This window comes from Rhodovibrio salinarum DSM 9154, from assembly GCF_000515255.1.
Lineage (GTDB): Bacteria > Pseudomonadota > Alphaproteobacteria > Kiloniellales > Rhodovibrionaceae > Rhodovibrio > Rhodovibrio salinarum.
In genome coordinates, this window is sequence record NZ_KI911559.1 from 1535210 (window position 1) to 1554140 (window position 18931).

The following is an 18931-nucleotide window of genomic DNA, read 5'->3' on the forward strand; positions in this document are numbered from 1 at the left end:
CGGCCAACGTTATAGCCGCAAGTTTTCAAGCCATCCACGAAGCCGAGAGACCGTGAGCGCCGAACCGACCGAGTCCCCAGCTATTTCCTCAAGCCCCCGTCCCTTGGGTATCGTCGTCCTGGCCGCGGGGCAGGGCACGCGGATGCGCTCGAGCCGGCCCAAGGTGCTGCATCAGGTCGCCGGCAAGGCGATGCTGCGTCACGTCCTGGACGCCGTGGACGCGCTCCAGCCCGAACGCTGTGTGGTCGTCGTCGGTCCCGGTCAGGGCGAGGTTGCCAAGGCCGCCGCGCCCCATGCCACCGCCGAGCAGACCGAGCGTCTGGGGACCGGCCATGCCGTGCAGGCCGCGCACGCCGCCCTCGGCGACCTGGCGGCCGATCCGCAGGCGGAGGTGCTGGTGACGTGCGGCGACACCCCCTTGCTGACGGCGGAGACGCTGGCCGGCCTGCGGCGCGCGCGGGTCGCGCAGGATGCCGGCATGGCGGTGCTGGGCTTCCAGGCGGCGGACCCGGGGGCCTACGGCCGGCTGGTGATGGACGATACGGGGTTGTTGCAGCGGATCGTCGAGGCCAAGGACGCGAGCGCGTCCGAGCGCGCGATCGATCTGTGCAACGCCGGCGTTCTGCTGGCGCGCGCGGACATCCTGTTCGAATCCCTGGCCCGGGTGACTAACGACAACGCCAAGGGCGAATACTACCTGACCGACGTCGTCGGGATCGCCCGGGGCGACGGCGAACGCGTCGCCGTCGCGCTGGCGGCGGAGGCCGAGATGCAGGGCGTGAACAGCCGGGCCGACCTCGCCGCCGCGGAAGCCGGGATGCAGCAGCGTCTGCGCGCCGCGGCGATGGCCAGTGGGGTGACCTTGAGCGCGCCGGAGACGGTCTTCCTGTCCCACGACACCGCGCTCGCTGCGGACGTCATGGTCGAGCCGCACGTCGTTTTCGGCCCCGGCGTCGAGGTTGCGGAAGGCGCGACGATCAAGGCGTTCAGTCACCTGGAAGGCGCGCGTGTCGGCGCGGGCGCCCAGGTCGGCCCATACGCCCGCCTGCGTCCGGGCACCGTGCTCGGCAGCAACAGCCGAATCGGCAATTTCGTCGAGACCAAGAACACCGAACTCGGCGCCGGCGCGAAGGCCAATCACCTCACCTATCTGGGCGATACGGTGGTTGGCGCGGCTGCTAACATCGGCGCCGGGACGATCACCTGTAATTACGACGGCTTTCTGAAACACCGCACGCAGATCGGCGAGGGCGCCTTTATCGGCTCCAACAGCGCGCTGGTCGCCCCGGTCAGTGTCGGGGCCGGGGCGATCGTCGGGGCCGGCAGTACGCTGACGCAGGATGTCGACGCCGACGCGCTGGCGGTTGCGCGCGGGCAGCAGAAGACGGTGGCTGGCGGCGGCGCGCGGTTCCGCGCCTCCCGCCAGGCGGACAAGGCGCGCCGCGACGGCGCGGGCAAGCACGGGAGCTAGGCCATGTGCGGCATCATCGGCATCGTTGGACGGGAGCGGGTCGCCCCGCTGCTGCTCGACGCGTTGCGGCGCCTGGAATATCGGGGCTACGACTCGGCCGGGATCGCGACCCTGGTCAACGGCAAGATCGATCGCCGCCGGGCGCAGGGGAAGCTGCGCAATCTGGCCGCCCGGCTGGAGGAAGCGCCGATCGAGGGCACCACGGGGATCGGCCATACCCGCTGGGCGACCCACGGCCGCCCCAGCGAGGGCAATGCCCACCCGCATGCCAACGCTCATGTTGCGGTCGTGCACAACGGCATCGTCGAGAACTTCCACGAGCTCAGGCAGGAGCTCGAAGCCGACGGCGCGGTGTTCGAGACTGAGACCGACACGGAAGTGATCGTCCATCTGATCACCCAGGAGCTGAAGCGTCAGGCCTCGCCCAGCGCGGCGACGGCGGCGGCGCTCAAGCGGCTGGAGGGGGCGTTCGCGCTGGCGGTGCTGTTCGCGGGGCGGCACGACATGATGATCGGCGCCCGCCGGGGCAGCCCGATGGCGGTCGGCTACGGCGACGGGGAGATGTACGTCGGGTCGGACTCGCTGGCGCTGGCGCCTTTGACCAATCGGATCACCTATCTGGAGGAGGGCGACTGGGTCGAGCTGACGGCCGAGGGCGTCACCATCCACGACGCGGATGACGCGGTGGTGGAGCGGCCGGTAAAGCAGACGTCCGTCTCGGGCGCGATGATCGGCAAGGGCGATTACCGCCACTTCATGCAGAAGGAGATCCACGAGCAGCCGTCGGTGATCGGTGACACGCTGCACGCCTTCCTGAACCCGCTGCAACGCGCGGTCACGCTGCCGGACCTGCCGTTCGATCTGGGCAAGCTGCCGCGCGTGACGATCACCGCCTGCGGCACGGCCTTCCTGGCCGGCTGGGTCGCCAAGTACTGGATGGAGCAGGTTGCCCGCCAGCCGGTTGAGCTCGACCTCGCCTCCGAACTGCGCTACCGCGCCCCGCCGATGCCCGACGGCGGCCTCACGACCGTGATCTCGCAGTCGGGCGAGACGGCGGAGACCCACGGCGCCCTGCAGTACGCCCGCGAGCAGGGGCAGCGCACGCTTTCGATCGTCAACGTTGCGGAAAGCGCGATCGCGCGCGACAGCGAGGCGGTGCTGCAGACGCTGGCCGGGCCCGAGATCGGTGTCGCCTCGACCAAGGCGTTCACCACCCAATTGACCGTCCTGGCCGCGCTGTCGATCGCGATCGGCCGGGCCAGGGGCACGATCGATCAGGCGACCGAGGCGCGTCTGACCGACGCGCTGATCGAGGTGCCAGCCCGCGCGAGCGAGGTGCTGAACCACGACGGCCACATCGCCGAGATCGGGCAGTGGGTCGCGGAGGCGCGCGACGTGCTCTATCTCGGCCGCGGCAACCTCTACCCGATCGCGCTGGAAGGCGCGCTGAAGCTGAAGGAGATCTCCTACATCCACGCCGAGGGCTATGCCGCCGGCGAGATGAAGCACGGTCCGATCGCGCTGATCGACGAGCACGTGCCGGTGATCTGCTGCGCCCCCTCAGGCCCGCTGTTCCCGAAGATGGCGAGCAACGTGCAGGAGGTGATCGCGCGCGGCGGCCGGGTGATCCTGCTGTCCGACAAGCAGGGCCTCGAACGCGCCGGCGCGGGCGCGGAGTACACCATCGAACTGCCCGAGGTGGACCCGTTCGTCGCCCCGCTGCTCTATTCCATCCCCGTCCAGCTGCTCGCCTACCACACCGCCGTGTTCAAGGGCACCGACGTCGACCAGCCGAGGAACCTGGCGAAGTCGGTCACGGTGGAGTAGGGGCGCACCACGCCGCTATTTCACGAAGATCGATATGTGTCGGGGGCTGACTGGTGCCGCCGGTAGGAATCGAACCTACGGCCTCACCCTTACCAAGGGTGCGCTCTACCCCTGAGCTACGGCGGCATCCGGTCTGTGGCGGGCGGGGCATCAACAAGGCCCCGGCGCCAGCGCGGCGGAAAATGCCAGCCGGCGCGCGCGATGGCAAGGACGATTCGCGCACGTCCGATGGGTGAGCCCCATGGCTGCTGGTGCAGACAGGCGCGAGAGGGCGCTAGCTCTTGACCGGAGCCTCTTGACGGGGCGCCATCGCGCCCACGACCTTGGCGTCCCAGGCGCCCGCGTTTGGGGCGCCCGCGTTTGGCGCGGCACGCAACAGGACCGATCCGGAGATGAGCGAGCGTAAGCGTCCCCAGGTCCGCCGCGAGACGGCGGCCGAGCAGCAGGCCCGTGAGGAGCGGCTGGCCCAGCAGCTCCGCGCCAACCTGCGCAAGCGTAAGCGCCAGCAACGCGGCCGGCAGGCGGACGACGGCGCACCCGATGGCACCGCAGCCGGCGCAGGGCAGGGCAAGCCCGGCCCGGAGGGGAGCGACTAGCGCCGCGTGCATCTCGGCGCTTCCTTGCCGGTAGGCTGACGTCAGGCTTGTTTCGCTGTTCGGCGCCGAACCTGTGGCTTGGCTGCGCCAATCGCTCGAATCCCCGGTCTTTTTCTGGCGCGGTTTGCGTTTGCTGATCGTTCCGCGCGCAGCGGGCGCATCGTTGACTGGACGCGGCGTGTCCAGCGTCAGCCAGATTGCTGGGCGGCACCGTCCGGCGTCCGCCGTTCCAGTTCCGAGTTCAATTCGGCGCCGAACAAGACGCAGAAAGTCGATAGCCAGAGCCACAGCATCAGGATGATCACGCCGGCGAGCGAGCCGTAGGTCTCGTTATAATTGCCGAAATTCTGGATGAAGACGGAGAACAGCGCCGAACCTACGAGCCATAGGAGCGTGCCGAATAGGGCACCCGGCGTGATCCAGCGCCAGTGCGCGTTCCGGCGGTGCGGGCCGAAACGGTAGATGACCGCGAAGCTGAGGATCGTAAGAAGCGCGAGGATGGGCCAGCGCACAAAGGCGATCAGAAAGCCGAACGTCGACGCCAGCCCGATGGCCTGCAGTAGCAGAGGGACGACGGCCACGACCGCGAGGCCCAGCATGGCGATTCCGATCAGCACCAACGTCAATGCCACGCCCACGGCGTTCCTTTTCAGGACCCCACGCGTCTCCTCGACCTGGCAGGCGATGTTCAGCCCATCCATCAGGTTCTTCGTGCCGGAGGAGGCGCTATAGAGCGTCAGCACGAGGCTTGCCAGGGCGATCCACCCAACGCTTTCGCCGCCCGAGGCGATAGCTTGGGCCTGCCCTCTCAGAAGGCTTGCCGTCTCCTGGGGAAGGGACGCGGCGAAATACCCCATCTGATCAGCCATCGCTTGCGGATCGATCGCCAACCCGGCGATCGACACCATCGCGGCAATCAGGGGGAAAACAGCCAGCATGAACCAGAAAGCAATCCCGGAGGTCACGATCGGAATGTTGTCGCGCTCGATCCTGCCCTTGATGTTCTTGAATACCTGCAGCCAACCTTTCGCAGAAATGCCCTTTAGGTGGGACAAGCGCGGTTCACCGATTTCCCGTGAGATCGCATTCAGCATGGTTGCTTCCTTCCGACGGTCTTGTCGGCTGGACGTGTTGGCCGGCCGCAAGGGGCGGGCGCGCCGGTCCGCGGAATCGCCTGCCGCCATCTACCGGCGAGACGAAGTCTCCGCATGGGGCCCGGGACCGGAAGGAGCAGGCCGGCGCGCCGTGCGGCCTCCCCTATCGTCGGCTCCGCGTTTTTTAGGGGCATTACCTGGGCTCACCGTGGCGGTGAGTCTTGGGCCCCATACCCGTGCTTTCTTTCCAGGGGGCAGGAAAAGAAGACCATGCAGCGGCCGGATTTGTTCCCAAGGTCCGAGCTCAGATCACAGAAGTCACATCTGCGCTGCGCTGCGATGCATGCGGGACACTGCTGTCGTTCGAGTTGCGTGTTCTGATCCCCAATTGCGCGCCTCGTTGTATCGATGGCCCGTTCGAGGATACGGTCGTCTCCGCACAGATCTGCCCGTTCCGGCTGGGGTGCCGGTCAGGTTTTCGGCGGGGCAATGAAATTCCCGTTGTCCTGCATACCTGCGAGCCATTCAGCGTGGTTGGCCTGCTGGACGCGTTCCATTACAACCGCATGCCGAACGCCGTCGTACAGGCTGTGCGGTGAGCGTTGGGCCGCATCCGATGGACGCAAGCCCGCCATGCATGTGCCATGAAATCGGCGCATCTGCGCGCCACCAAGCGCTGCAGCACGTCGGGGGACGGCTTTCGGGCGGCCCGAGGATATCCCACAGCTAGGGCACGCGCGCCTGCGCGCGGCTTCGAAGGAGACGCATGGACCGCATCAAGATCCAAGGCGGCCGGCCGCTCAACGGCGAAATCGCCATCTCGGGGGCAAAGAACGCCGCCTTGCCGCTGATGGCCGCGTCGCTGCTGACGGAGGCGCCGCTGCGCCTGTCCAACCTGCCGCATCTGGCCGATATCACCACCCTCGCCAACGTGCTCTCGCAGCACGGGGTCGAGCTGCACATGGATGGCGGCGCGGCGGGCGGTCACGCCGGCCGGGTGCTGGAACTGACGGCCGGCAAGGTGGTCAATGTGCGTGCGGCCTACGACCTGGTGCGGCGGATGCGCGCCAGCGTGCTCGTGCTGGGGCCGCTGCTCGCGCGCGAGGGCTACGTCGAGGTGTCGATGCCGGGGGGCTGCGCGATCGGCACCCGTCCGATCGACCTGCACCTGAAGGCGATGGAGGCGCTGGGCGCGCGGATCGAGCTGCAGGACGGCTACATCGAGGCGCACGCCCCTGGCGGCCTGTCCGGCGGCGAGGTGGTGTTCCCCAAGATCTCCGTCGGGGCGACCGAGAACGCGCTGATGGCGGCCACGCTGGCCAAGGGGACGAGCCGGATCGTCAATGCCGCGCGCGAGCCCGAGATCGGCGATCTGGCCGAATGCCTGAACAAGATGGGCGCGCGGATCACCGGCATCGGCACCGACACCCTCGTCGTCGAAGGGGTGGACCGTCTGAACGGTGCGGAGCACGCGGTGATCGGCGACCGGATCGAGACCGGGACCTACGCCATGGCCGCCGCGATCACCGACGGCGATCTGGAGCTGGTCGGCGCCAACAGCAAACACCTGCGCGCTGCACTCGACAAGCTGAGCCTGGCCGGGGTCGCATGGCGGGAGACCAATCGCGGCATCCGGGTGTGCCGCGCCAATGGCCCGCTCCAGGGCACGGATGCGCAGACCGAGCCCTATCCCGGCTTCCCGACCGATCTGCAGGCGCAGTTCATCGCCACCATGGCGACGGCCGAGGGCGCGTCGATGGTGACCGAGACGATCTTCGAGAACCGCTTCATGCATGTGCCCGAGTTGATGCGTATGGGCGCGGATGTGCAGATTGACGGGTCGAGCGCCATGGTGCGCGGGGTCAAACGGCTGAAGGGCGCGCCGGTCATGGCGACCGACCTGCGCGCGTCGGTCAGCCTGGTGCTGGCCGGCCTCGCCGCGGAGGGTGAGACCGAGATCAACCGGGTCTACCACCTCGACCGCGGCTACGAACGACTGGAAGAGAAGCTGAGCGCTTGCGGCGCCGAGATCGTGCGCGCCCGTGCGCAGGAGGATGACGCGTGAGCAACCCCATCGCCAAACTGGTGTCCGGTGTGTTCGGCAAGCGTGGCGGCAGCGTCGCGCCCGATAACAAGCCGCTCAAGCTGCGCGCCTACGACAAGGAGGATTTTGCTGTCGTTTCGTCCGTGTTGCAGGACGCGCTGGTGCCGGTGATCGACATGGATTGGCTCAGCGAAGACAAGCGCTTCGCCCTGGTGGCCAACCGCTTCCGCTGGGAACGGCGCGCGCCGGTCGGCGACTTGCCGGACCAGCCGGCCGCAGGCGCGCCGAGCGCGGAGACCGAGACGCAAAGCAGCGCCGATTCCGGCCAATTGCCGCAGACCGCCGAGGAGCCGGACGCCCGCTTCGAGGACGCGCCGCTGTACGAGCGGGTGCATTGCGGCATTACGTTCGACCGGGTCGAGCAGGTGGCCTACCGCGGCTTCACCAAGGAGGCGAGCGGCCAGGTGCTCGAACTGCTGGCGGTGGTTGCCGACGATCGGGGACTGACCGTCACCTTTGCGGGGGATGCGGCGCTGCGCTTGCAGGGGGCCAACATCGTCTGCCATCTGGAAGACCTTGGCGAACCCTGGCCGACGCAGTGGCGCCCCAGCCACGAGCGCACCGAGCCGGAACAGCAGAGCGATCAAGACGCCGCTACCAATCGCAACGGGAACAAGCCGTGACGCCCGCGAATGAAAACCTGGTGCTGGCGCTGCCCAAGGGCCGCATCCTGAAGGAAGTGATGCCGCTGTTGAAGGCGGCCGACATCGTCCCCGAAGCCGCATTCGAGGACGACGATTCCCGCCAGCTGCGATTTCGCACCAACCATCCCAACCTGGACATCATCCGGGTGCGCGCCTTCGACGTGGCGACCTTCGTCGCCTTTGGCGCCGCGCATTTCGGCGTCGCGGGCAATGATGTGGTGATGGAGTTCGACTACCCCGAACTCTATGCGCCCGTCGATCTGGGGATCGGCAAGTGTCACCTCGCGGTCGCCGAGCCGAACGATCTGGTCAAGCGCGACGACCCGACGCGCTGGAGCCACGTGCGCATCGCGACCAAGTATCCCGGCATTACCAAGCGCCACTTCGCCGCGCGCGGCGTGCAGGCGGAGTGCATCAAGCTGAACGGCGCGATGGAGCTGGCGCCAAAGCTCGGGTTGGCGCGGCGGATCGTCGATCTGGTATCCACCGGCACCACCCTGAAGGCGAACGACCTGGTGGAGATCGAGCGGATCGCCGAGGTCACCAGCCGCTTGATCGTCAACCGCGCCGCGCTGAAGACCCGCCCGCACGACGTGGGCCGTTGGGTCGAGACCTTCCGGGAGGTCGCAGATGCCGCATAAGCTGGACGCGCGCCAGGCCGATTTCGAGCGGGCCTTCGCCGATTTCCTCGATGTCCGGCGCGCGGAGGAGGCCGACGTCGACCGCACCGTGCAGGGCATTCTGGCGGATGTGCGCGCCCGCGGCGATGCCGCGTTGCTCGACTATACGGCCAAGCTGGACCGCTACGAGACCACGGCCGCCGGCCTGAAGGTCACGCACGAAGAACTCGAGGGCGCGGTCGCGCAGTGCGATCCGGATACGGTGGAGGCGCTGCAACTCGCGCGCCAGCGTATCGCCGCCTTCCATGAACATCAGAAACCGGCGGATCTGGATTACACCGACGCGGACGGTGTGCGCATGGGGCATCGCTGGACCCCGATCGACGCGGTGGGGCTGTATGTTCCCGGCGGCACGGCGGCCTATCCCTCCAGCGTGCTGATGAACGCCGTGCCGGCCAAGGTCGCGGGCGTCGAACGCGTGGTCATGGTCGTGCCCGCGCCGGATGGCGTGCTGAACCCGCTCGTGCTCGCGGCCGCGCGGATCGCGGGGATCGACGAGGTCTACCGGATCGGCGGGGCGCAGGCGGTGGCCGCGCTCGCCTATGGCACGGAGACGATCGCCCCGGTCGACAAGATCACCGGTCCGGGGAACGCCTATGTCGCCAGCGCCAAGAAGCAGGTGTTCGGCACGGTCGGCATCGACATGATCGCGGGCCCGTCGGAAGTGTTGATCGTCGCCGACAAGGACAACGATCCCGCGATCGTCGCCGCCGACCTGCTGGCGCAGAGCGAGCACGACGTCAACGCACAGTCGATCCTGATCACCGATGACGCCGATTTTGGCGAGGCGGTCGAGCGGGCGGTGCAGACCCATCTGCAGCGCCTGCCGCGCAGCGAGATTGCCGGCGAGAGCTGGCGGCGCCACGGCGCGGTCATCCAGGTCGGGCAGATCGAGGAGGCTGGCCGCCTGATCGACCGCGTGGCGCCGGAGCACCTGGAGCTGCAAGTCGCCGATCCGGATGCCTTGCTGCGGACCTTCCGCCACGCCGGTGCGATCTTCATGGGGGGACATGCCCCGGAGGTTCTGGGCGACTACGTTGCCGGGCCGAACCACGTCCTGCCGACCGGGCGCAGCGCGCGCTTTTCCTCCGGTCTGTCGGTGCTCGATTTCATGAAGCGGTCTTCGCTGCTGCAGAGTTCGCCCGCCGGTTTCGCCAAGATCGGCCCGGCGGCGGTCGCGCTCGCCCACGCCGAGGGCTTGGACGCGCACGCGCTCTCCGTCAAACTCCGTCTGAACGAGGGGTAGGGCCCGAGTGCACGCATGCGGCGTGCGCCCCGTCCAACGACCACGGCAGTCGGTCGCTTCCCTTCGAGGCAGTGGGGACGAAAATGGTCGCCCCAAGTGCGTAAGCGCAGGAAGAGACGGTAACGCGGTGAGCGAGGACGAGAACGCCAGGCTCGACGACGGGTCCAGTCAAGAGCAGGCCGGCGGGAGCCGGCGCAACCAGATCGTTGACGTCACGCTGGACGAACGGACGGTCAAGCGGCGCCACCCCGACATCGAGCACGAGCGGGCGGTGGCGATCTACGATCTGCTGGAAGACAACCGTTTCGCGCCGTTCGGCGATTACCAGGGGCCCTACCGCTTGCATTTGCGGCTGGAGGAGAGCCGGCTGGTCCTCGACATCGCCAGTGAGGATCACCAGCATTTGGGGTCGATCGGGATTTCGATCTCGCCGTTCCGACGGATCGTCAAGGACTACTTCACGGTCTGCGAGAGCTATTTCGAGGCGATCAAGACCGCCAGCCCATCGCGTATCGAGGCCATCGACATGGGGCGGCGCGGTCTGCACGACGAAGGTTCGGAACTGCTGCTCGATCGCCTGAAGGGCAAGGTGGACCTGGACTTCGACACCGCGCGGCGGCTGTTCACCCTGCTGTGTGTCCTGCACCTCCGCGCCTAAGGCGCGCGGCCACGGGCGAGAGAGGGGCCTTGAAGGCGCCAAGCCATGCGCGATCTGCCCGACAGCGTGCTGTTCTCCTGCACCCACAACTCCGTCCGCTCGGCGATGGCGGAAGGGCTGCTCAAGCATCTGCTCGGGCATCGTCTGTATGTCGATAGTGCGGGGGTGCGTGAAGGCGAGATCAATGGCTTCGTCATCGCGGTGATGGACGAGCTCGGCATCGACCTGTCGAAGCACCGCGCCAAGACGTTCGATCAACTGACCGACACCTCATTCGACCTGATCATCACGCTGTCGCCGGAGGCCCAGCACCGGGCGGTCGAGATGACCCGCACGATGGCCTGCGACGTCGAATTCTGGCCGACCTTTGATCCGACCTTGGTGGAGGGGGCGCGTGAGCAGCAGCTTGAGGCTTTCCGCCAGGTGCGCGACGACCTGCTGCAGAAGTTGAAGGCGCGTTTTCCACTCGACTTGAAACCGGTGCCCTGACGGCGCATCTCGATAACGATAGCCAGGGGGCGGCCCGCCATGCGCACCGCGTGGATCGGGGCGAGTGAATCTTGCGTTTGTTGCACGGCGGGCCATCCCGTATGATCCGCGCGCCGCGCGGAGATGGGTCCGGGGCCCGATCGCCCGCGTCTCGAGACAATGACCGGCACGCCTTTGCCGATGGCGGGCGTGCCGCGGCACATCCGGGAGCGCCCCTAGGCGCCCCCGGGCCATCATGCGCGCGCTCTCAAGCGACGTGGCGCGCGCATCTGACGACACACCGACCGGAGGTCAACGCAGGAACGCATGTCGAAAGAAGATCTGATCGAATTTCAGGGCACCGTCAGGGAGCTGCTGCCCAACGCGATGTTCCGCGTGGAACTGGACAACGGCCACGAGGTTCTGGCCCATACCTCGGGCAAGATGCGTAAGAACCGCATCCGCGTGCTCGCAGGCGACCGGGTCAACGTCGAGATGACCCCTTACGACCTGTCCAAGGGCCGCATCACCTTCCGCTACAAGTAGCCGCACCGGTTCCGCGCGTCGGATGCCAAGGAGGGCCTCGCGCCGTGAGTTCGGCCCCGCAGACAGCCCGCACGGTTGCTGACGCCGCCGCGCCCGAGGCGCCTGCCGATGCGCGGGCGCCTGAGGGGATGTTGGTGCTTGCGTCCGGTTCGCCCCGGCGGGTCGATCTGCTGGGGCAGGTGGGCGTCGTCCCGTCGGAGATCGATCCCGCCGATCTCGACGAAACGCCGGGGCGGCGTGAGACGCCGCGCGCCTATGCCGCGCGCATGGCACGCTCGAAAGCGCATGCCGTCGCACAGCGGCATCCAACCTGTTACGTGCTGGCCGCGGATACGGTGGTGGCCGCCGGTCGACGTATTTTGGACAAGCCGGCGGATGCGCGCGAGGCACGCCAGCGTCTGGAGATGCTCTCCGGCCGGCGGCACTGTGTCTACGGCGGTGTCTGCCTAGTCGCGCCCGACGGCCGGGCGGCCGAACGTCTGGTCCAGACCAGCGTGCGCTTCAAGCGTCTGCACGATGTGGAGATCGCCGGCTACGTCGCCGGTGGCGAATGGCAGGGCAAGGCCGGCGGTTATGCCATCCAGGGCGCGGCGGCGGCGTTCGTGCCCTGGATCAACGGCTCCTACACCAACGTGGTCGGCCTGCCGCTTACTGAAACCCTGGCGCTCTTGGACGGGATGGGGGTGCCCCGGCCGCCGGTAGGGGCAGCGTCGGCATGACTGTCCGGCGCGGGCGCGCGCTGGTCGACGGCTGGCCTGGGGAGACGCGCGCGGCCGTGCTGGCGCCCGCGCCCGATGGCGACGAGGCTCTTGTCGAGTTGCTGGTCCTGCGCGCCGACAAGCCCAGCTACGCCGGCAACCTCTATCTGGGCCGGGTCAGTGCGCTGGACCGCGGGCTGAATGCGGCGTTCGTCGAACTCGGGCTGGCGCGCTCGGGCCTGTTGCCGCTCAAGACCGCCCCGGCCGGCCTACAGGAAGGTGCGGCCGTATCTGTGCGCGTCGTGCGCGAGCCATCGGCGGGGAAGGGCGCGAAGTTGGCGCACGCTCCCGACGGGGGCGAGTCGCACGTCAAGCCGCCCGCCTTGTTGGCAGAGGCGACACCGCTGCTCGACTTGCTGCGTCGCGTCGATCCCGAGCGCATCCTCGTCGAAGGGGCGGAGCGGCGCCGGGCTCTGGCGGACACCGCCCCCGATCTGCAGACGCGGATCGAGGGGTATACCGGGACCAAGCCGTTGTTCGAGGAAGCTGGCCTGAATGCCGAGATCGAGGCGTTGCTGGAGCCCGAAGTGCCGTTGGCCGGCGGTGGGCAACTGCTGATCGAGCCGGTGCGTACCCTGACCGCGATCGACGTGGACGCGGGCCGCGCCGATGCGCGGGGCGGCCGGACCCGGCAGGCGTTGGAGGTGAACCTCGATGCCGTGCGAGAGATCGCGCGGCAATGCCGGCTGCGGGCGTTGTCCGGGCTGATCGTGGTGGACTTTCTGGAACTTGAGACCAAGTCGGAACGGCAGCAGGTGGCGAACGCGCTGCAGGCGGCGTTCGCCGACGATTCCGTCGCCGTCAGCATCTCCCCGATGCGTGCCAGTGGGCTGGTCGAGATCGCACGGCAGCGCGCCCGCCCGCCGTTGCACGAATTGCTGAGCGAACCGGTGGGCCGTGCCGGACGGATCGCGGACACGTTGAGCCTGGCCTACGATCTCTTGCGCCGGGCTTGGGCGGAAGCCCTGGCGAACCCGGGGCGCACGCCTGTACTCAAAGCGCATCCCGACGTGCTGGCCGAACTCGATGGCCGCGCGGACGCGGCGCATGCCGCGCTGACGCGTGCTCTTGGCCGGCGGCCGGAACGCTGCGGCGACCCGACGCGCCCGCGCACGGTGCTCGACATTCTGCTAGCCTGAGAAATACGAGATGACGGACAAGAAGCATCAAGATCGCGTGGGGACGACCGGCACGGCGCGCGGCGCCAGTTGCCCGATGTGCGGCAAGGCCGCGGCCGAGCGTCATCACCCCTTCTGCTCGAAGCGTTGCCAGCACCTGGATCTGGCACGTTGGCTGGACGGCAGCTATCGCGTGCCGACCGACGAGCCGGCGGACCTGAGCGATCTACCGCGGGAGGATGAGGAATGAGGCGACTTCTGCCGGCCCTTTTGACGGGTCTGCTGCTGCTGGGGGGGCTGACACAGCCCGCTGGCGCGTTCGAGCGCGCGGTGATCGAATCGGTGGTCGCCGTACTGCGCCCCGAACCGGCCCAGCAGGTCGAGCCGCAGCGCGAGTCCGACTACCGTCCGCTGGAGCCGGAAGGCAGTGCGGTTGCCCTGGCGCATGGTCTGTTCGTGACGGCCAACCACGTGCTGGGGTCGGGCGACCGGGCGTTGCTCCGCCTGGACGATGGCCGCGTCTTCGAGGCCAAGGTGACGGCGCGCGCCCCGGCGGCGGATCTGGCGCTGCTGGAAAGCGCCGCGCCGGCACGGCCGATGCAGTGGGGCGAAACCCCGCTGCTGGGCGAGGAGGTGTGCGCCGTTGGCAACGCCTTCGGCCTGGGAATCTCCGTGGCCTGTGGGGTGGTGTCGAAGAAGCATGTCACCCACGCCGGCTTCAATCCGGTGGAGGACTATCTGCAGACCGACGCCGCGACCAACCCCGGCATGTCCGGGGGCGCGCTGGTCAACGAGAAGGGCAAGCTGGTCGGCATCCTCTCGGCGATCTTCACCAAGAGCAACGATGCCAACATCGGGGTTAACTTCGCGGTTTCCGGCGTTTTGACGCGCCGTGTCGTCGCCGACCTGAAGGACGACGGCAAATTCACCCGCCCCGCGATCGGCGCGTCACTGCAGGAGCAACCGCGCCTGGCGCCGCGCGATCAGGCCGGCGCGCGTGTCACCCGGGTGGACCCCGAAGGGCCGGCCGCCAAGGCCGGTCTGCGCGAGGGCGACCTGCTGGTCGCCTTGGCCGGTCGGTCGGTGCAGCGGCCAAGCGACGCGGTCGCCGCGCTGGCGCTGGCCGAGCGCGGCACCACGATCCAGGCGCGCGTGCAGCGCGGCGACAGCCAGGAGACCGTGGAGATCGATCTGCCGTCGAGCTAGCCGCCGCGCTCCTGCCGGGGCGGGGCCCCGGGCTGTCGGGCGCGGATATCATGCAGGATCTCCAGATTGGCCGCGAAGCCGATCAGCATCGCCCCCGCGAATCCGGCAAGCGCGCCCAGCGTCAGCAGCAGGGTGCCGGTCGCCGTGTCGTGCACCACCGTGCCCAGACCCAGCAGCATGCCGGTGCCGGGTAGGGCCAGGGCGATGCCGCCGAGCACGGCGACCGCGCCCAGGGCGCGGAACACCGGGATGCAGCGCGGGCGTGGGATATCCTCGTTCATACCCACAGGCTAGCGCGTCGCCCCCGGTAGACGCCAAGAGGTGGCTGTATACGTTGGGTGTGACAGCGGGCCGTGGTCGATCGGCGTGGAAAGCGTCGCCGCAGGGCTGGACACGACTCGCTGTGATCGCTATACACCGCACCGCATCGCGTAGCGGCCCTGTTCGAGCGCCGCTGCCTGTACCCGGTGCCCAGGTAGCTCAGTTGGTAGAGCATGCGACTGAAAATCGCAGTGTCGGAGGTTCGAATCCTTCCCTGGGCACCACTTTTTCTGCGGGTTTCAGCGTTTTCCGGCTTAAATCAGTGGCACTTCGGGTAACACGTCGGGTAACAAGCGTTACCCAGGATTAGCCTATGCGACTTCCGCGCGCCGACGAAATTGACCAGGACACCCCAGCGCACGAACTCCATTTCGTGCGGTACAGCGGCTCGTCAGACGCAGCACAACTGGCAAAAGCGGAAGCCGAGCTACAGCGGCGCCAACAATCGCACGATGCGGAGATAAGCCGTCGGCAAGAGCGCGCTGCTTGGGCGGCTGCTATAGCTGCTGGCCTATCCGCGCTCGCCACCATCGGCTTGGTAATCGTTTCGGCCATACGTTTATAAGCGTTACCCAAGACCGTTACCCGATATGACACCCGACCAACGCCTGCGCCTCGACTATCCCCACGTCGCCGATCTGCCGGAGCGGCCGGGCGGCTGGGGCCACGACTACGACCGCGTACACGAATGGCTCTGTGAGCGCCTAGGAGGGCCACTCAGCGGGCGTTGGTATCTGCTTGGGCTAACGTGTGCCTACTTCGCCAGCGAGGTGGACTGTGCGGCGTTCTGTAAGGCTTGGGTAGCTACAAATAATCCGGTGTATGAGTAGATTCGCCGTTGCAACCAACGCGCGCACACCCGTAACGTGACGCGTCATAGATAGACTTCGGAGCAATAATGTTGCGAGAAGAATCCATTCGACTGGCATGGCAAAGTTTGAAATATCCGCTCTTGGGCTTTGCAAACCTAGTAGCTCTTACTGTCGGAGCTGTTGGTGGCGTTGCTGGTGTCCTTCCGCTCTTTAGTGCCTCACAAGCCATCAACGAAATTGTTCAATCTGCGGCGTTGGCAATCATTGCGATCGCAGCATTGGGGGCCTTCGGTGTACGTGAAGTTACATTTTTGAAGAGAAGGAGGGTCGCCAATACCGTAAATGAACAGCGCGCTGCATCCGAAACTTTGAGAGACCTGAGCACTTATCTTGATAATGTGCTAACTGACCACCATGAAGGGCGTTCGCTCTCATATCGAGAACAAGACTGGGCTGTTGAAGAATTTTGTGGATTACTCGACTATTATTCTCGGATGTTCTCAACAATTACCTCAACTCGGTGCCGGGCGACAATTAAGCTGATTTTTGTCGAGAATCATGAACTCTACGTTTACGCGCTTGCGCGGGATAAAATCTCGTCTCACGAAATGAGCACTCGTGATGAACGACGATTGGAATTAAGGCATGATCGTTTGGAAGATAATGAAGATTTCAAAAAACTGTTCCTGCCGGATTTTGCTGACTCTGGATTTTACTTAAACAACTATCTGCCATATATGAACTCTTACGAGTCATCTAGTTTAACGTTTTGGCAAGAAATTGAGGGCGACAATTCAGAGTGGCCATTGCCCTACAGAAGCACCGTCGTATGGCCAATACGGCAAGATCAACGACGTTCTATTGGCGAAGACGAGTCGCTTTGTATTGGATTTTTAGCGGTAGATAGTGACTCTACAGGCGTTTTTGACCAAAGATGGACGGTACCTATTGGAAAAACACTGGCAAATTCATTATATCACGTGTTATTGTTATACAATGAGTTGACGCTGGCTACGCAGCCCTTAGTATCAAACCCGTCAAACGGGGAGGTGCCCGATCATGGACAAGAGTGCCAAGAGCAGTCCGCTCCGGAGGGCGAAAGCTCGGAGTGTGGGTAGGTCAGTCGGGCTTCGAGCTGAGCACGTCGACAAAAACAACCGCGTTGAAGTTAAAGTTTCTAATGGTGAGTATGCGGGTGAGCGGTTCAAGGTACTCGCTACACCTCCCACGGCCGCATACTTTAAGGAGCGTTCGCGGAAGGGCAAGAAAGAAAAAGCGTAGTGTCGCCCCGCCGACGCGGAACGCCGACGGGGCAAGCATGGTGCGGGCGTGCCTTACTCGGCGGCCTGCTGTTGAGGGGCAAAGCCTCCAAGCTGCTCAATTTCGGCAAGCGCGCGGTACTCTAGCTTGTCGGCCGGCGTGGTCGGTTCGTTACTGCGACTGAAAATCGCAGTATCGGAGGTTCGAATCCTTCCCTGGGCACCATTCAGCCGGTTTTTCAAGCGTCGGGCAGAACGACCTTCCCCCTCACATCGCTGACTTGAAGCCCACGCCTTGGCATAAAGCAGCCGCTCGTGCGCGATGGGGCGAACGGCTAGAGCATCGGACCCGCTCATCGAATCAGGGATTCCCTTCGGCGCTGCTGTGTGATTCACCGTCGTAGGAGGTGAATCATGAGCGGTGCGCATTCCAAGGACCTGCGCGAGCGGGTGGTGCAGTACGTCGAGGCGGGTGGCAGCAAGCGGGCGGCTGCCCGGCACTTTCGGATCAGCCCGAGTTCGGCGGTCAAGCTGGTAAAACGCTGGTCGCAGACTGGTCGGATTGCGCCGGATGCGCGAGGACGTCCGGGCGGTGGTGGCAAGCTGGCCGGCCAGTTCGACTATCTGCGGGCGTGTCTGGCCGAGCGGCCAGACCTGACGATGCCCGAGCTCGCGGACAAGCTGGCGCGCGAACGCGGCGTGTCGGTCGCGCCCGCATCTGTGTCCCGCTTCCTGTGCCGCAACGGCATCACTTACAAAAAAAGGCGCTGACGGCCGCCGAGCAGCGCCGCCCGGACGTGGCCGCCGCGCGGCGCGTCTGGACCGGGCTGCGCCAAGCCCGGATGCGCGCGCAGCCCAGGCGCCTGGTGTTCGTCGACGAGACCGCGACCTCGACCAAGCTGACCCGCCTGCGCGGCCGGGCGCCGCGGGGCACGCGGGTCGACGCCAAGGCGCCGGCCGGGCGCTGGGCGACCCAAACCTTTATCGCCGGCCTACGCTGCGACGGCCTGACAGCGCCTTGGGTGATCGACGGGCCGCTCAACCGCGAACGCTTCGAAGCCTACGTCGAGCACCAGCTCGCCCCGACACTGCGCCCGGGCGACGTCGTCATCCTGGACAACCTGTCCGCCCACGACAGCGCTCACGCCAGAGCGCTCCTCGCCGAGCGCGGCGCTTGGTTCCTGTTCCTGCCGAAATACTCGCCGGACCTAAACCCAATCGAACTGGCGTTCTCCAAGCTCAAGGCACATCTCCGGGCCGCCGAGGCGCGCACCTACGACGCCCTCTGGCGACGCACTGGCGACATCTGCAACCTGTTCCAGCCAGAGGAATGCTGGAATTTCTTCCGCCACGCAGGCTATGTGCACGAATAAAAGTCTGATGCTCTAGATGATGCCTGCTCAGAATTGCTTTACACGCGCGGGTTTCTGTAGCTGGCTCACGGGAAAGCATCTATCCGGTGGCATATCCATGGAATTTCACGTCTGGCTCGCGTTCGCGTCCGCTTCCATCCCCCTTCTTATGATCCCGGGGCCGACCGTGCTCCTGGTTCTGAGCTATGCCATCAGCCAGGGACGACGGGTCGCGCTGGCGACGGTCGTGGGGGTCGCGCTCGGGGATCTGATCGCCATGTCGGCCTCCTTGGCAGGGTTGGGGGCCTTGGTCCTGGCGTCCGCCAAGCTGTTCGTGCTGCTCAAATGGGTCGGGGCGGGGTATCTCGTCTACCTTGGCATCAAGTTGTTTCGCAGCGCCCCTGAGGCCGCTTTAGGGCGGCTCGACGAGGCGCCGTCGGTCTCGCCGCGGAAGGTCTTCGTGCATGCGGCCGCGGTGACGGCCCTCAACCCGAAGTCGATCGTTTTCTTCATCGCGTTCGTGCCGCAATTCATTGACCCGAATGCTGTCCTGGCGCCGCAGTTCGGCCTGCTCATCGCGACGTTCGTGGGCTTCGCCGCGATCAATACGCTGGCCTATGCCCTGCTTGCCGACACGTTGCGCCAGAAGATCGTGCGCCCGTGCGTGCTGCCGTTCTTGACCCGACTGGGGGGTGGTGTGCTCGTCGCGATGGGGGTCGCCACGGCGACGATGCGGCGCGCTTGAGCCTGTTCCGCGCCGTCCGTTTCGCG

The 18931-nt window shown here is 66.4% G+C and carries 20 protein-coding genes and 3 tRNA genes; 20 read left to right on the plus strand and 3 right to left on the minus strand.

The genetic code is table 11. From position 1 onward, the window contains the following. Positions 1-103: 103 nt before the first annotated feature. Both glmU and glmS read left to right on the plus strand, forming a co-directional pair. Positions 104-1471 (plus strand): bifunctional UDP-N-acetylglucosamine diphosphorylase/glucosamine-1-phosphate N-acetyltransferase GlmU, encoded by a 1368-nt coding sequence (gene glmU, locus RHOSA_RS0107110; protein ID WP_242468686.1) that lies wholly within the window; start codon positions 104-106, stop codon positions 1469-1471. Between the two features lie 3 nt (positions 1472-1474). Next, complete coding sequence (gene glmS / locus RHOSA_RS0107115) at positions 1475-3298, plus strand: glutamine--fructose-6-phosphate transaminase (isomerizing) (protein WP_027288133.1); 1824 nt, start codon at positions 1475-1477, stop codon at positions 3296-3298. 51 nt (positions 3299-3349) lie between these two features. Here glmS and RHOSA_RS0107120 read toward each other — a convergent pair. Beyond that, positions 3350-3424 (minus strand) — tRNA-Thr (locus RHOSA_RS0107120). 266 nt (positions 3425-3690) lie between these two features. Here RHOSA_RS0107120 and RHOSA_RS21050 point away from each other — a divergent pair. Beyond that, entirely contained in the window at positions 3691-3894 is a 204-nt protein-coding gene (locus tag RHOSA_RS21050; protein ID WP_037255857.1) for a hypothetical protein, read from the plus strand. 188 nt (positions 3895-4082) lie between these two features. Here RHOSA_RS21050 and RHOSA_RS21055 read toward each other — a convergent pair whose 3' ends face one another. After that, on the minus strand, positions 4083-4988 hold the full coding sequence (locus tag RHOSA_RS21055; protein ID WP_051431906.1) for a YihY/virulence factor BrkB family protein: 906 nt from the start codon (positions 4986-4988) through the stop codon (positions 4083-4085). Positions 4989-5224: 236 nt separating this feature from the next. On the opposite strand from RHOSA_RS21055, the gene RHOSA_RS25050 reads away from it, so the two are divergent. The 12 genes from RHOSA_RS25050 (at position 5225) to RHOSA_RS0107185 (ending at position 14416) form a co-directional block, all read left to right on the plus strand. Next, entirely contained in the window at positions 5225-5587 is a 363-nt protein-coding gene (locus RHOSA_RS25050; protein ID WP_156092602.1) for a hypothetical protein, read from the plus strand. A 167-nt stretch (positions 5588-5754) separates the two neighbouring features. Then, positions 5755-7053, plus strand: coding sequence for a UDP-N-acetylglucosamine 1-carboxyvinyltransferase (gene murA, locus RHOSA_RS0107135; RefSeq protein ID WP_027288134.1), 1299 nt, complete (start codon positions 5755-5757; stop codon positions 7051-7053). Further along, positions 7050-7715 (plus strand): DUF2948 family protein, encoded by a 666-nt coding sequence (locus RHOSA_RS21060; RefSeq protein ID WP_051431907.1) that lies wholly within the window; start codon positions 7050-7052, stop codon positions 7713-7715. Before murA ends, RHOSA_RS21060 begins: the two co-directional genes overlap by 4 nt. Beyond that, the gene (gene hisG, locus RHOSA_RS0107145) at positions 7712-8377 is read left to right on the plus strand and encodes an ATP phosphoribosyltransferase (protein ID WP_027288135.1); all 666 of its coding nucleotides are present in this window, start codon (positions 7712-7714) and stop codon (positions 8375-8377) included. Before RHOSA_RS21060 ends, hisG begins: the two co-directional genes overlap by 4 nt. Further along, entirely contained in the window at positions 8367-9662 is a 1296-nt protein-coding gene (gene hisD, locus RHOSA_RS0107150) for a histidinol dehydrogenase (RefSeq protein ID WP_027288136.1), read from the plus strand. The genes hisG and hisD overlap by 11 nt, the downstream gene beginning before the upstream one ends. Positions 9663-9789: 127 nt before the next feature. Beyond that, a complete protein-coding gene (locus tag RHOSA_RS0107155; protein WP_081728553.1) occupies positions 9790-10320 on the plus strand; it encodes a UPF0262 family protein in 531 nt (176 codons plus the stop codon). Between the two features lie 45 nt (positions 10321-10365). Continuing rightward, positions 10366-10809, plus strand: a complete 444-nt coding sequence (locus RHOSA_RS0107160) for an arsenate reductase ArsC (protein WP_027288138.1) — start codon at positions 10366-10368, stop codon at positions 10807-10809. A gap of 306 nt (positions 10810-11115) precedes the next feature. Further along, the gene (infA, locus tag RHOSA_RS0107165) at positions 11116-11334 is read left to right on the plus strand and encodes a translation initiation factor IF-1 (protein WP_027288139.1); all 219 of its coding nucleotides are present in this window, start codon (positions 11116-11118) and stop codon (positions 11332-11334) included. Between the two features lie 128 nt (positions 11335-11462). Next, a complete protein-coding gene (locus RHOSA_RS21065; protein WP_037257631.1) occupies positions 11463-12053 on the plus strand; it encodes a Maf family protein in 591 nt (196 codons plus the stop codon). After that, complete coding sequence (locus RHOSA_RS0107175) at positions 12050-13231, plus strand: ribonuclease E/G (protein ID WP_027288140.1); 1182 nt, start codon at positions 12050-12052, stop codon at positions 13229-13231. The genes RHOSA_RS21065 and RHOSA_RS0107175 overlap by 4 nt, the downstream gene beginning before the upstream one ends. Positions 13232-13241: 10 nt before the next feature. Beyond that, entirely contained in the window at positions 13242-13460 is a 219-nt protein-coding gene (locus RHOSA_RS21070; RefSeq protein WP_027288141.1) for a DNA gyrase inhibitor YacG, read from the plus strand. Next, positions 13457-14416 carry a S1C family serine protease gene (locus RHOSA_RS0107185; RefSeq protein ID WP_027288142.1) on the plus strand — a complete coding sequence of 320 codons (960 nt, stop codon included), beginning with the start codon at positions 13457-13459 and terminating at the stop codon, positions 14414-14416. The genes RHOSA_RS21070 and RHOSA_RS0107185 overlap by 4 nt, the downstream gene beginning before the upstream one ends. Here RHOSA_RS0107185 and RHOSA_RS0107190 read toward each other — a convergent pair. Then, positions 14413-14697, minus strand: a complete 285-nt coding sequence (locus RHOSA_RS0107190; protein WP_027288143.1) for a hypothetical protein — start codon at positions 14695-14697, stop codon at positions 14413-14415. The two genes, RHOSA_RS0107185 and RHOSA_RS0107190, sit on opposite strands and share 4 nt — an antisense overlap. A 188-nt stretch (positions 14698-14885) precedes the next feature. Here RHOSA_RS0107190 and RHOSA_RS0107195 point away from each other — a divergent pair. From RHOSA_RS0107195 to RHOSA_RS0107220, 5 genes are all read left to right on the plus strand, one after another. Continuing rightward, positions 14886-14961 (plus strand) — tRNA-Phe (locus RHOSA_RS0107195). A gap of 674 nt (positions 14962-15635) precedes the next feature. Continuing rightward, complete coding sequence (locus RHOSA_RS25055) at positions 15636-16667, plus strand: hypothetical protein (protein WP_156092604.1); 1032 nt, start codon at positions 15636-15638, stop codon at positions 16665-16667. A 294-nt stretch (positions 16668-16961) separates the two neighbouring features. Continuing rightward, positions 16962-17034, plus strand: a tRNA-Ser gene (locus RHOSA_RS0107205). A gap of 188 nt (positions 17035-17222) precedes the next feature. After that, a protein-coding gene (locus tag RHOSA_RS24670) for an IS630 family transposase (RefSeq protein WP_156092606.1) occupies positions 17223-18181 on the plus strand; the annotation gives its coding sequence in 2 pieces (ribosomal slippage) (positions 17223-17564 and positions 17567-18181; 957 coding nt in all). 97 nt (positions 18182-18278) lie between these two features. Further along, a complete protein-coding gene (locus RHOSA_RS0107220) occupies positions 18279-18905 on the plus strand; it encodes a LysE family translocator (RefSeq protein ID WP_027288145.1) in 627 nt (208 codons plus the stop codon). The last annotated feature ends 26 nt before the right edge of the window (positions 18906-18931 follow it).

Bases quoted from the DNA above. Each gene is read 5' to 3' on its own strand.
- glmS (WP_027288133.1), top strand. From the start codon at position 1,475: ATGTGCGGCATCATCGGCATCGTTGGACGGGAGCGGGTCGCCCCGCTG.
- RHOSA_RS21050 (WP_037255857.1), top strand. From the start codon at position 3,691: ATGAGCGAGCGTAAGCGTCCCCAGGTCCGCCGCGAGACGGCGGCCGAG.
- RHOSA_RS21055 (WP_051431906.1), bottom strand. From the start codon at position 4,988: ATGCTGAATGCGATCTCACGGGAAATCGGTGAACCGCGCTTGTCCCAC.
- murA (WP_027288134.1), top strand. From the start codon at position 5,755: ATGGACCGCATCAAGATCCAAGGCGGCCGGCCGCTCAACGGCGAAATC.
- hisD (WP_027288136.1), top strand. From the start codon at position 8,367: ATGCCGCATAAGCTGGACGCGCGCCAGGCCGATTTCGAGCGGGCCTTC.
- RHOSA_RS0107160 (WP_027288138.1), top strand. From the start codon at position 10,366: ATGCGCGATCTGCCCGACAGCGTGCTGTTCTCCTGCACCCACAACTCC.
- infA (WP_027288139.1), top strand. From the start codon at position 11,116: ATGTCGAAAGAAGATCTGATCGAATTTCAGGGCACCGTCAGGGAGCTG.
- RHOSA_RS21065 (WP_037257631.1), top strand. From the start codon at position 11,463: ATGTTGGTGCTTGCGTCCGGTTCGCCCCGGCGGGTCGATCTGCTGGGG.
- RHOSA_RS0107175 (WP_027288140.1), top strand. From the start codon at position 12,050: ATGACTGTCCGGCGCGGGCGCGCGCTGGTCGACGGCTGGCCTGGGGAG.
- RHOSA_RS21070 (WP_027288141.1), top strand. From the start codon at position 13,242: ATGACGGACAAGAAGCATCAAGATCGCGTGGGGACGACCGGCACGGCG.
- RHOSA_RS0107185 (WP_027288142.1), top strand. From the start codon at position 13,457: ATGAGGCGACTTCTGCCGGCCCTTTTGACGGGTCTGCTGCTGCTGGGG.
- RHOSA_RS0107190 (WP_027288143.1), bottom strand. From the start codon at position 14,697: ATGAACGAGGATATCCCACGCCCGCGCTGCATCCCGGTGTTCCGCGCC.
- RHOSA_RS25055 (WP_156092604.1), top strand. From the start codon at position 15,636: ATGTTGCGAGAAGAATCCATTCGACTGGCATGGCAAAGTTTGAAATAT.
- RHOSA_RS0107220 (WP_027288145.1), top strand. From the start codon at position 18,279: ATGGAATTTCACGTCTGGCTCGCGTTCGCGTCCGCTTCCATCCCCCTT.